We start from the raw sequence: 12,072 nt of genomic DNA on the forward strand, positions 1-12,072 counted from the left end.
GTCGGCGTTGGGCACTAATTCTTCGACCTGTGTGCGGGCGGTTCGTCGAGAACGGCCCGGATACTCTTGAAGGTGCGCCTGACCAGCGCTTCGGGCTTTTCATGGGCGTCCTGCGCCAGCCAGGCCTCGCTGGCGAGGCGGATGGCGCCGGTGGTGATCATCGCCACCAGCCGGGCGCGCGCCTGCCCGGCCTTGTCGCTGGCGCGCCTGCCGAGCGCCGCCGCCATCGCCTGCTCCATCTTCTCGTACTTCACCTGCTCGCGCGCCCGCAGCGCCGGTGTGTCGCGCTTCAGGCGCGCCAGGGCGATGGCCTCGTCGGGCTTGAGCTGGCGCGCCATCGTCAGGATGGCGTTCTCCGCCGCTGTCAGCATCGGCTCGTCGGCGGGCCGCTCGGCGATCGCCGCGATCAGGGCGTCGGTGCTGGCATCCTGCCAGGCCAGCACCACGTCTTCCTTCGATGCGAAGTAATGGAAGAAGCTGCGGCGCGAGATCTCCGCCGCTGCGGCGATGTCGTCCAGCGTGGTGGCCTCGAAGCCGCGGGCTAGGAACAGTTCGATGGCCACCCGGGTCAGCCGTTCCCTGGTCTGCCGGCGCTTGCGCTCGCGCAGTCCGTCCGCGGACGGAGTCCGCGTCGTCGTGACTTTCGGTTTTGATTTCAGTGGCTTGACTGTGCTCATCGCGATCAACATAAGACGCCGGTGCACCTATTGCAAATATGCACTGAGTGCACATTTATGCCTGCGGCCCTCGTGATGAGGGCGAATGTGGGGAGACGATCATGACCGACTGGAGCACCGCCGACATTCCGCCGCTGGCCGGCAAAATCGCCGTGGTCACCGGCGCCACCGGTGGTCTCGGCTATGAGACGGCGCTGGCGCTGGCCGGTGCCGGCGCCGAAGTGGTGCTGACCGGCCGCAATGACGCCAAGGGCAGCCGCGCGCTCGAGGCGATCTGTGTCCGGCATCCGGAAGCCCTCATCAGTTATGAAACGCTCGATCTCGCCAGCCTCGCTTCTGTGGCCAGTTTCGCAGCCCGGTTCGCGCGTCTTCACACCTCGCTCGATCTGCTCATCAACAATGCCGGCGTGATGGCGCTGCCGTCGCGGCAGACCACCGCCGATGGCTTCGAGATGCAGTTCGGCACCAACTACCTCGGCCATTACGCGCTCACCGCGCACCTGCTGCCGATGCTTCGCCGCGGCACCGCGCCCCGCGTCGTCAATCTCAGCAGCATCGCGCATCGCGGCGGCGCCATCGACTTCGACGATCTGCAAGGCGCGAAATCCTATTCGCCGATGAGGGCCTACAACCAGTCGAAGCTGGCGATGTTGATGTTCGCCCTCGAACTGCAGCGTCGCAGCGATGCTGCCGGATGGGGCTTGCTCAGCAATGCCGCGCATCCCGGCTATGCGCTCACAGATCTGATGACCAATGGTCCCGGCGCCAACGGATGGATGGCGCTGGCCGCCCGGTTGCTGCGCCCGATGAGTCATTCGGCAGCGGCCGGCGCATTGCCGACGCTGTTCGCAGCCACGTCGCCCGACGCGAAGGCGGCCGGTTACTACGGGCCGAACGGGTTCTTCGAATTGAGGGGGCCGCCGGCACCCGCGAAGATCATGCCGCAGGCGCAGGATGTCGCGGTCGCCGCGCGGCTCTGGGAGGTCTCGGCGGCGCTCACCGGCACATCGTTCGAACAGGCGGCCCGGGCCGCGCTGATCACAGCGACAGCGGCTATGCGGCCCGAAGAATCACCGTCGCCGCGAAGTTTGGCCGCGCGATGATCGCGGTGGCGCGCGACGGTGATCCGAAGCGCGTGCTGACAAGCGAACACATCAACCGCATCGGCTGATGCGCTGTGCAATTTTGCTCGCCGAATCGATGGCGCCGACGCGGAACGTGAATCCCGCGCGCTGCATCCCACCTGGATGCGGCGCGTTGGTGATCGCATGCGCGCACGATCATGGTAGGGCCGTACCCAAAAATATCGCACGCCGCAGCTTCTGACGATTTGTGCCGCGCATCGCGTGAATTGATTGGCGCGCGTAAGATTTGATCGATACAACCTCAGCAAGCAATCGGCTTCGATTGCCCGATCAAAACATCTGAGAGCAATCTGCGCGTGACGATCCCGTCCGTGCGCGATCCCGTCGCTGTGGCGCTGGCATGCATGCGTGTCGCCCCGTGGATCGCCGGTCTCAAAGGACCACGTTCGATGCATCGACGATATCAGCACCTCAACATTCCCACCGAGATCATGCGCTCGGTGGTGGGAATCTCGGAAGTCGGGAGCATCACCAAGGCGGCCAAGCTGCTGGGTCTCAGCCAGCCCGCCATCAGTTCGCAGATCAAGCGCATCGAGCACGCGGTGGGCGGCAGCATCTTCCAGAAATCGGCCAACGGTTCGGCGACCACCGAACTCGGCAAGCTGGTGCTCACCCAGGCACGCAGGATTCTCGAGGCCAACGACCAGCTGCTGCGTCTGCGCGGAACCTCGTCGGACGATCATTCGGTGCGGCTCGGGCTCAGCAACATCTATGCGCCGAAGATCATGCAGGGGATAGTGAGGAGCGATCTGGCGAGCATCTGCATCTATGCCGACAATTCCGCCGAGATCGCCAAGGGCCTGCTCGACGGGTTCATCGACATCGGATTGTTCCTGGTCGGTCCCGACGCCTCGCCGGATATGTCGCTCGACGTGATCGCGGAGCACAGCGAGGACATGACCTGGGTTCGGTCGCCCGACTTCACCATCAGCCCCGGCGCGCCAATCCCGTTGCTCACCTGGCCCGGTCAGGTCACCCATGACCTGATGATCCAGGCACTGGAGCAGAAGGGCATGATCTACCGGATCGCCTTTTCCGCTCCGGACTCCCACGCCAGGATCGAGGCCGCCAAGGCCGGCATCGGTTTGACGGTGCTGCCGACCTGCGTCGTCCCCGCCTCGCTGGTGACGGCCTCCGATTATTATCTGCCGGCGTTGCGCGCGCCGAAGCTGTTGCTGTGCAAGCGCCCCGGCCACGAATGGGCGAACACGCCATGGTTCGGCGCGCTGCAGACGGCGTTCCAGACATTGTAGCTTTGCCCGGGCGGATATTCGACAAGCCCAAATGCCGGTGATAAAAGTCGCGGACATGTCAGGGACAACCATGCGACGCCAGCTGGAGACATTCATTCCAATCGTGCTGTTCGCCGTTCTGGTGCAGCTTCTGGCGCCGATCGGCGCGTTTCGTGCTGTGGCCAGCACGGTCAGCGATCCCGTGGCGATGGCGCAGATCTGCTCGGGCATGCACGCCGGCGATGCCGGGCATAGCACGTCCGATCAGCCCACCGATTGCTGCGCCTTCTGTGCCTGCGCCCACGCGTTCACCGTGACCATGACCACGCCGCCGCCTGGCTTCGTGCGCCTGCAACGGTCGTTTCAGCAGGTCGCCTGGCTTGAAGCCGCGAGGGCGGCATCGACGGTCCGCGCCGGTTCCAACGCGCAGGCCCGCGCGCCGCCCACGCTGTCCTGATCTTCAGCCGTTGCTGTGCGTTGCTGCCTGACCGCTGACGCGGCTGCGCGCGTTTCATCGATCCAATCCCCACATTCTGAAAGAGTCCGTCATGACATACGCCACCCGTCATCTCTCCGCCGTCCTCGTCCTCGGCGCCCTGTTGGCCACGCCGGCGCACGCCGACGACGTCAAGGCCGGCGATCTCGTCATCAGCCAGCCGTGGACCCGCGCCACGCCCGGCGGCGCCAAGGTCGCCGGCGGCTATCTCACCATCGAAAACAAGGGCACCGCGCCTGACCGCCTGGTCGGCGGTTCGACCGAGGCTGCGGGCCGCCTCGAGGTGCATGAAATGGCCACGACCAACGGCGTCATGACCATGCGCCCGCTGGAGTCTGGATTGGCCATCGCGCCCGGCAAGACCGTGAAACTCGCGCCCGGCGGCTATCACCTGATGCTGATGGATCTGAAGGGCCCGTTGAAGCAGGGCGACAAGGTGGCGGTGACCCTCGACTTCGAGAAGGCCGGCAAGGTCAAAACCGTGTTCGATATCCAGGGCGTCGGCGCACAGGCACCGGGCGCCAGCGCCGCTCCGGCACACGACATGAAGGATATGCCGGGTCACTCCGGCATGAAGAAGTGAGGGCCGGATCATGCTGACCATGAGAACGGCAGCGGCTGCGGCCGCCGCGACGGCGCTGATCTCGCTCGCGGCGCCGGCCGTGGCGCATGTGACGGCGCGTCCCGACGAAGCAACCGCCGGCGCCTATTTCCAGACGGCGTTCAATGTCGGCCATGGCTGCGACGGCAGTGCCACGGTCGCCGTGCGCGTCAAGATGCCCGAGGGCGTGCTGTCGGTGAAGCCGCAGATGAAGCCGGGCTGGACCGTGGAGATCAAGAAGCGGACGCTGGCTGCGCCGCAGCCTTCGCTGCACGGCAAGACCATCACCGAGACCGTGGACGAGATCTCGTGGCGCGGCGGACCGTTGCCGGACAGCATGTACGACACCTTCGGCGTCAACATGAAGCTGCCCGACACGCCCGGCCAGACGCTGTACTTTCCGGTGGTGCAGGAATGCGAGAAGGGCGCCAATCGCTGGATCGAGATCCCGGCGGCCGGCGAGGGCGCCGAGAAGCTGCATGAGCCGGCGCCCGGGGTGCGATTGAAACCGAAGGCGCCGTGATCCGCTCGACGCCATGGCGTCGATGGCGGCTGCTGTTCTGGTGCGCGCTTTTGCTCGCGCTGGCGCAGCCGTCGGCGGCATCGGCCCATGCCAGCCTGGTTGCCAGCGATCCCGCGCCTGAGGCGGTGCTGGCGGCTGCGCCGGCATCGCTGACGCTCAGCTTCAATGAGGCGGTCGAGCCGCTCGCCATGCGGATCGTCGATCGGCATGGCGTCGCTTCCGACGTCACGCAGATCGCGCGTCACGGTGCCAGCCTGGTGCTGATGCCGTCCGCGGCTTTGGTGCCCGGCGCCTATATCCTGAGCTGGCGGGTGGTCTCCGAAGATGGCCACCCGGTCGGCGGCGCGCTGACGTTCTGGATCGGCGCCCGCAGCGTCCCGGCGCCGGATCTGGTCAGCAGCGACAGCGTCGCGCTGCGCGGCGCGATCTGGGCCACGCGTATCGTCATCTATCTCGGCCTGTTCGTCGGCGCGGGCGGCGCGTTCTTTCTCGCACGGATGAAAATGCCGCGCGGCATGCGCCGGCTCCGCATCGCGATCGCAGCGGTCAGTGTTGCCGGCCTGCTCGCGCTCGCTTTGTCCATCGGCCTGCAGGGGCTCGACGCGCTGGCGGCGTCGGCGTCGGCGCTGGTGCTGCCGGCGGTGTGGCGCGCCGGGGCCCACGGCTCGTTCGGGCTTGCCGCCGCCATCGCTGCGCTCGCGCTCATCGCCGGGCTGCTGTCGTTGCGCACCCGCGCGCGACTGGCAAAAGCCCTGTCGTTGCTGGCGCTGCTCGGCGCCGGAGCGGCCCTTGCCGCCACCGGCCATGCCGCCACCGCCGAGCCGCGCATGGTGGCCATCGCCGCGGTGGCGCTGCATGGCGCAAGCCTCGCGTTCTGGATTGGTGCGCTGCTGCCGCTGGCGTGGCTGCTCGGCCGCGGCGACCGCGTGCGGCGTCCTCTGCTTGGATTTTCGCGCGCGGTGCCGTTCGCGGTGGCCGGCCTGCTGGCCAGCGGGTTGCTGCTCGCGGTCCTGCAGTTGCAGCACATCGCGGCGCTGTGGAGCACCGACTACGGCCGCGTGCTGATGGCCAAGCTTGCGCTGGTCGCGCTGCTGCTGGCGCTGGCGTTGTGGAACCGGCTGTCCCTGACCCCCGCGGTCGCGGCTGGCGCGGCACCGGCGCGCCGCCGCCTGCGGATGTCCATTGCCGGCGAACTGGTGCTGGTGGCGGTCATCCTCGGCGTGGTGGCGCTGTGGCGCTTCACGCCGCCGCCGCGCCTGCTGGTGGTGAAAGGCGATGACTTCTTCACCCACATCCATACCGACAAGGCGATGGCCAATGTGACCATCACGCCCGGCCATGCCGGGCCGCTCGATATCGCCGTGCAACTGGAGACGCCGGACGAACGACCGCTGACGGCGATGGCCGTGTCGGTGACCCTGTCGAATCCGGCGATCGGCGTCGAAGCGATGACGGCGCAGGCCCAGCGGCAGGAGGACGGCACCTGGCGCGTTCATATGAGCGCCTCGGTTCCCGGCCGCTGGATGCTCGGTCTGGTCATTCTGATTTCCGATTTCGAGCAGGTTCGCGTCGAGGCGCCAATCCTGATCAAATAATCTGTGTGATTTGCGTTTTGAAATCACGAAGCGGCCTGGCCGGGTCGTCCATGCGCCGAGCGACAGGAGCCATGCGCGTTCGCACTGCGAATTGACTGACCGTCGCAACGCGTCCAAAGCTTGGAAAGCCTCCAATCTGGAATTCAGTGAATGAACGATCGCCCTCTCGCCTCGGCCCTGTCGCGACGATCGCTGCTGGTCTCCACGGCGGCCTTGCTCGTCGCCGGCGCGACGACCGCCCGGGCCCGCACCATCGCGCAAGGTTTGCCTTGGGAGCCGGGCACCGCGACGCCGCCGATTCCGGTGCGGCCGGGTCCGTGGATGTTCTTCACGGCAGACGAAGCGGCGACCATCGAAGCCGCAGTCGATCGCCTGATCCCGCCGGACGAGCGTGGTCCCGGCGGCAAGGAGTCCGGCTGCGCGGTGTTCATCGATCGCCAGCTCGCCGGTCCCTACGGCGTCGGCGCCGGTCTCTATCTGCGGCCGCCGTTCATGCCGGGTGTCGCCGGGCAGGGCTATCAGTCGCCGGAAATGCCCGCGGTGCGCTACCGCGCCGGGCTGAAGGCGTTGGCCGACTACATCAAGGCGAATTTTTCCGGAAAGACTTTTCGCGATCTGGCGCCGGACGATCAGGACAAGGTGCTGTCGGGTCTCGAAACCGGCAAGATCGATCTCAAGCCGGTCAACAGCGCCGGCTTCTTCGCGCTGCTGCTGAAGAACACCCAGGAGGGTTTCTTCGCCGATCCCATCTATGGCGGCAACAAGGACATGGCCGGCTGGAAGCTCGTCGGCTTCCCCGGCGCGCGTTACGACTACCGCGACTGGGTCGGACGTCACAACGAGAAATATCCGCTGCCGCCCGTCGGCATCATGGGCCGATCCGACTGGACAGTGAAAGAATAAGATGGCGCGCAAGCTTCCCCGCAAAGATGTGGTGATCGTCGGTCTCGGCTGGACCGGATCGATTCTCGCTTATGAAATGGCCAAGGCCGGCCTCGACGTGGTGGCCATCGAGCGCGGCCCGTGGCGCGACACCGCCACCGACTTCCCGCCCGGCTATGCCCAGGACGAACTGCGTTATGGTGTGCGTCTCGACCTGTTCCTGCGCCCGGATCAGGAGACCCTGACCGTTCGCAACAACATGAAGCAGACCGCGCTGCCGATCCGCAGCTTCTCCGGCTTCCTGCCGGGCAACGGCGTCGGCGGCGCCGGCGTGCACTGGAACGGCCAGACCTGGCGCTTCCTGCCCAACGATTTCAACCTGCGCAGCCATCTCGAAGAGCGCTACGGCGCCGACAAGATCCCGGCCGACATGACCATCCAGGACTGGCCCGTCACCTATGACGAGCTGGAGCCGTATTACGATCGCTTCGAAAAGCTGGCCGGCATCTCCGGCAAGGCCGGCAATCTCAAGGGCCAGATCCAGCCCGGCGGCAATCCGTTCGAGGGCTGGCGCAGTTCCGAATATCCGACCCCGCCGCTGAAGCAGAATTACGGCTCCACATTGTTCGCCGAGGCCGCGACCAAGCTCGGCTACAAGCCGTTTCCGCGACCGTCGGGCAATATCAGCAAGGCCTATCTCAATCCGCTCGGCGTCAAGATGGGGCAGTGCACCTATTGCGGGTTCTGCGAGCGCTTCGGCTGCGGCAACTATTCCAAGGCCAGCCCGCAGGTCTGCGTGTTGCCGGCCTTGATGCGGATGCCGAATTTCTCCGCGCAGACCGAATCCGAGGTCACGAAGATCAACCTGGACTCGACCGGCAAGAAGGCCACCGGCGTGACGTACGTCGACACCTCCGGCGAGGAATGGGAGCAGCCCGCCGACATCGTGCTGGTCTGCGCGTTCTCGCTGTTCAACGTGCGGCTGATGCTGCTGTCGGGCATCGGCACGCCTTACGACCCCGTCACAGGCAAGGGCGTGGTCGGTCGCAACTACGCCTACCAGACCACGTCCGGCGTCTCGATGATCCTCAAGGACAAGATCCTCAACAACTTCATCGCCACCGGCTCCGGCGGCATGATGATCGACGAGTTCAACGGCGACAATTTCGACCACAAGGATCTCGGCTTCTTCGGTGGCGGCTATATGGGCTCGGGCCAGACCGGTGCGCGACCGATCACCACCATGCCGGTGCCGAAAGGCACGCCGAAATGGGGCGCGCAGTGGAAGAAGGCCGCGGCGGAAACCTACGACAGCGCCTACGGCATCTCGACCCACGGCAGCTCCTACAGCTACCGCGACTGCTACCTCGATCTCGATCCCACCTACAACGATCGCTTCGGCCGGCCGCTGCTGCGCATGACGTTCGATTTCAAGGACAACGAAATCAAGATGTCGCAGTTTCTCACCGATCGGCTCGCCGAAATCGCCAAGGCGCTCGATCCGGTGGAGATGACCGCCAACCCGCGCAAGGGGCCGTGGAATTCGACGATCTACCAGACCACCCACAACACCGGCGGCACGGTGATGGGCGCCGATCCCGCGACCTCGGTGGTCAATCGCTACTGCCAGAGCTGGGACGTGCACAACGTGTTCGTGCCCGGCGGCGCCTCGGTGTTTCCGCAGAACCACGGCTACAACCCGACCGGCACGGTCGGCGCGCTGGCCTACTGGACGGCGGATGCCATCAAGGATCGCTATCTCAAGAATCCCGGTCCGCTGGTTTAGGATGCGCGCGATGAACCGTTCTTTCGCCGCTGCGGCGCTTCTCGTCTCGTTCACCGGTCCGGCCCTGGCGCAGGATCCCCAGAGCTTCGAGCGCATCGAGCGCGGTCGCAACCTCGCGGTGCTCGGCGACTGCATCGGCTGCCACACCGCGCCGGGCGGCGCGCCGTTCGCCGGCGGCCTCGCGCTGGAAACCCCGTTCGGCAAGCTGGCGCCGCCGAACATCACGCCGGACCGCGAGACCGGCATCGGCAATCTCACCGATGACGAATTCGTCTCGGCGCTGCAGGAAGGCCGCAGCCACAACGGCAGGCGGCTGTATCCGGCGATGCCCTATCCCGCCTATACGAAAATGACCGAGGACGACGTGCGGGCGCTGCGGTCCTACTTCAAGACCATTACGCCGGTGCGCAATGAAGTCGTCGCCAACCAGTTGCCGTTTCCGTTCAACATCCGTCTCGTCATGGCGGTGTGGAACTGGATCAACTTCATTCCGGGCCGCTACCAGCCCGATCCCGCGAGGTCGGACGAATGGAATCGCGGCGCCTATATCGTGCAGGGGCCGGCCCATTGCGGCACCTGCCATACCGCGAAGACGCTGCTCGGCGGCGACAAGACCTCGGCGCCGCTGGCCGGCGGAACGTTGCAGGGCTGGTTCGCGCCGAACATCACACCCGACACTCACAAGGGCATCGGCAAATGGTCCAAGCAGGAACTGGTGCAATATCTCAAGACCGGCGCCAATGACTGGACGCTGGCCTCCGGTCCGATGTCGGAAGCGGTGACGCATTCCACCTCGCAGATGGCCGACGCGGATATCGCAGCGATCGCCACCTATCTGAAGGACTCCGGCGCGCCTGCCGGTGCGGCGAAGCCGGCGCCGGTCGCGGCCAGCAGCAATGCGATGGTTGCCGGCGCGGCGATCTACAAGGACAACTGCGCCGCCTGCCACAAGGACAACGGCATGGGCGAGACGCTGCTGTTCCCGAAGCTGGCCGGCAGCGCGCTGGTGCAGTCCGACGATCCCACCACGCTGGCCCATGTGGTGCTGACCGGCAGCCGCGCCGTCGCCACGGCGGGCGCCCCGACCGGACCGGCGATGCCGGCGTTCGACTGGCGTCTCAACGACGCCCAGCTTGCCGCGGCGCTGACCTACATCCGCAACAGCTGGGGCAATGCGGCAACCGCCGTTCCGGCCAGCGCGGTGGCGAGCCAGCGCGCGGCATCGGCGAAGATGCCGTAGGTCTCGTGTCTCGGGCACGATCCTGATGTTGATCGTTTCCCGGGCGCGCAGCACTGCCGGCAATGCGTAGCATTGCCGGCAGTGCTGCTGCGCAGACCCGGGACCCAGCTTGCTTGATATCAACAAGCTGTGGGCCGGATCTGCGGCGCACCACGCCGCAAGCGCGACGCAGTGCACCGCGTCCGGGGAACAGACCGAACTCGGACTGCGATATTTTTTCCTAGACTCTATAGACGATCATCAGTTTAGGTTTATAATCCATTGCATCCCGCCCCACCGAGAGAGGCGACTCGCGATCGTCAGGTTCGCGGGGCGGGGTGCGGTGGACGCGGCAGCGTCAGGCGCGGACTTCGGTTCAGGGCTCGCCAGAATGGCCAGTGAGAACCGGAGGAAGCGCAGACGACAGCGCTGCGCGGACGGCGAAGGCGTGTGGTCCTGGTGCCCCGCGTGAGCACCAAGCCCGGTGGAGAGTCCGCGGCAACCCGTCCGTGGAACACCCTCAACCGGAAGCGACGGCGACGAGAAACCGTGTCGGCCGCCGGGGAGAGCACGACATAGACCGTTAACACCACTGCGCGCGGGCACCCGGCGTTCCGCGCGCCCTCTCGATTCGGAGGGCAAGGGAATGCAGCACAGCCCGGACGCGGAGGCGTCGCGGGATTGTCGTTGCTTGGCTGTTTGACAGTTGAATCAGGAAAGCCAAGGCACGTGTCCCGGACGCGCTGCGGCGTGAGCGACGATGCGCAGCATCGTCCGAAACGCTGCTGCGCAGATCCGGCCCAGCTTCTTGATGTCACCAAGCTGGGCTCCGGATCTGCGGCGCACCACGCCGCCAGAAGGCGGCGCGTTGCACCGCGTCCGGGGAACGTGAGCCCGGTCGCGCCGCCCTTACACCCGGATCATGCGCTTGCCGCGGTTCTCGCCGGCGAGCAATCCGATCAGCGCCGCCGGCGTGTTTTCCAGGCCGTCGATGACATCCTCCTGGACCTTGAGTTGTCCCGCGGCGACCCAGGACTGCAACTCGGCCAAAGCGGCGTCGCGCTGGTTCATATAGTCCATCACGATGAAGCCCTGCATGATCAGGCGCTTCACGACGATCAGCCCGGGCACGCCGCGCGGGCCCGTGGCCTGCGGCGCGCCGTCATATTGCGAGATGGCGCCGCAGCAGCCGATGCGCCCGCGCAGGTTCATTTGCGCCAGGCAGGCTTCGAGGATCTCGCCGCCGACATTGTCGAAGTACACGTCGATGCCGTCGGGCGCCGCGGCCTTCAGCGCCTTGAACAGGTTGCCGTCCTTGTAGTCGACCGCGGCGTCGAAGCCGAGTTCCGACGTCAGCCAGTGACACTTGTCCTTGCCGCCGGCGATGCCGACCACGCGGCAGCCCTTGATCTTGGCGATCTGGCCGACGATGGAGCCGACCGAGCCGGCGGCCGCGGAGACCACCACGGTCTCGCCGGCCTTCGGCTTGCCGACATCGAGCAGGCCGAAATAGGCGGTCAGTCCGGCGATGCCGTAGACGCTGAGCAGATGGGTCATCGGTTCTAGTTTCGGCATCTTGCTGAGCTGCTTGGCCGGCACCGCGGCAAAGTTCTGCCAGCCGGTATCGCCGAACACGATATCGCCGGCGACAAGCCCCGGCGCCTTCGACGAGATGACCTCGGCGATGCCGCCGCCGGCCATTACCGTATTGGTCTCCACCGCCGCGCGATAGGTCGCGCCATGCATCCACGCCCGGTTGGCGGCGTCGAGCGAGATGTAACGCACGCGCAGCAGGGCCTCGCCGTCCTTCGGCTCGGGAATGGCGCTCTCCGACATCTTGAAGTGTTCAGGCCCGAGCTTGCCGGTGGGCTTCTCGACCAGCAGTACCTGGCGATTGGTTGTGGCGGTCATGGCGT

Annotated in this window: 11 protein-coding genes; 9 read left to right on the forward strand and 2 right to left on the reverse strand. The window is 66.2% G+C overall.

Translation table 11 applies throughout. From position 1 onward, the window contains the following. Nucleotides 1–14 precede the first annotated feature (14 nt). Nucleotides 15–677 (reverse strand): TetR/AcrR family transcriptional regulator, encoded by a 663-nt coding sequence (locus tag ACUXVA_RS09220; RefSeq protein WP_265080576.1) that lies wholly within the window; start codon nucleotides 675–677, stop codon nucleotides 15–17. 101 nt (nucleotides 678–778) lie between these two features. On the opposite strand from ACUXVA_RS09220, the gene ACUXVA_RS09225 reads away from it, so the two are divergent. From ACUXVA_RS09225 to ACUXVA_RS09265, 9 genes are all read left to right on the forward strand, one after another. Continuing rightward, entirely contained in the window at nucleotides 779–1,780 is a 1,002-nt protein-coding gene (locus ACUXVA_RS09225) for an SDR family oxidoreductase (protein ID WP_445491758.1), read from the forward strand. A gap of 431 nt (nucleotides 1,781–2,211) precedes the next feature. Beyond that, a complete protein-coding gene (locus ACUXVA_RS09230; protein WP_265080575.1) occupies nucleotides 2,212–3,075 on the forward strand; it encodes a LysR family transcriptional regulator in 864 nt (287 codons plus the stop codon). A gap of 70 nt (nucleotides 3,076–3,145) precedes the next feature. Continuing rightward, the gene (locus tag ACUXVA_RS09235; protein ID WP_265080574.1) at nucleotides 3,146–3,511 is read left to right on the forward strand and encodes a DUF2946 family protein; all 366 of its coding nucleotides are present in this window, start codon (nucleotides 3,146–3,148) and stop codon (nucleotides 3,509–3,511) included. A gap of 91 nt (nucleotides 3,512–3,602) precedes the next feature. Next, nucleotides 3,603–4,133 (forward strand): copper chaperone PCu(A)C, encoded by a 531-nt coding sequence (locus ACUXVA_RS09240; RefSeq protein WP_265080573.1) that lies wholly within the window; start codon nucleotides 3,603–3,605, stop codon nucleotides 4,131–4,133. A gap of 10 nt (nucleotides 4,134–4,143) precedes the next feature. After that, nucleotides 4,144–4,674 carry a YcnI family protein gene (locus ACUXVA_RS09245; RefSeq protein ID WP_265080572.1) on the forward strand — a complete coding sequence of 177 codons (531 nt, stop codon included), beginning with the start codon at nucleotides 4,144–4,146 and terminating at the stop codon, nucleotides 4,672–4,674. Continuing rightward, complete coding sequence (locus ACUXVA_RS09250; RefSeq protein ID WP_445491762.1) at nucleotides 4,671–6,269, forward strand: copper resistance CopC/CopD family protein; 1,599 nt, start codon at nucleotides 4,671–4,673, stop codon at nucleotides 6,267–6,269. The genes ACUXVA_RS09245 and ACUXVA_RS09250 overlap by 4 nt, the downstream gene beginning before the upstream one ends. A gap of 150 nt (nucleotides 6,270–6,419) precedes the next feature. Beyond that, nucleotides 6,420–7,172: a gluconate 2-dehydrogenase subunit 3 family protein gene (locus ACUXVA_RS09255; protein ID WP_265080569.1), complete on the forward strand. Its 753-nt coding sequence runs from the start codon at nucleotides 6,420–6,422 to the stop codon at nucleotides 7,170–7,172. Nucleotide 7,173: 1 nt separating this feature from the next. Continuing rightward, complete coding sequence (locus ACUXVA_RS09260) at nucleotides 7,174–8,937, forward strand: GMC family oxidoreductase (RefSeq protein WP_265080568.1); 1,764 nt, start codon at nucleotides 7,174–7,176, stop codon at nucleotides 8,935–8,937. A gap of 10 nt (nucleotides 8,938–8,947) precedes the next feature. Then, nucleotides 8,948–10,177, forward strand: a complete 1,230-nt coding sequence (locus ACUXVA_RS09265; RefSeq protein ID WP_265080567.1) for a cytochrome c — start codon at nucleotides 8,948–8,950, stop codon at nucleotides 10,175–10,177. An 888-nt stretch (nucleotides 10,178–11,065) separates the two neighbouring features. Here ACUXVA_RS09265 and ACUXVA_RS09270 read toward each other — a convergent pair. Further along, entirely contained in the window at nucleotides 11,066–12,067 is a 1,002-nt protein-coding gene (locus ACUXVA_RS09270) for an NADP-dependent oxidoreductase (RefSeq protein WP_445491765.1), read from the reverse strand. Between the last annotated feature and the right edge of the window lie 5 nt (nucleotides 12,068–12,072).

It is taken from the genome of Rhodopseudomonas sp. RCAM05734 (assembly GCF_052658035.1).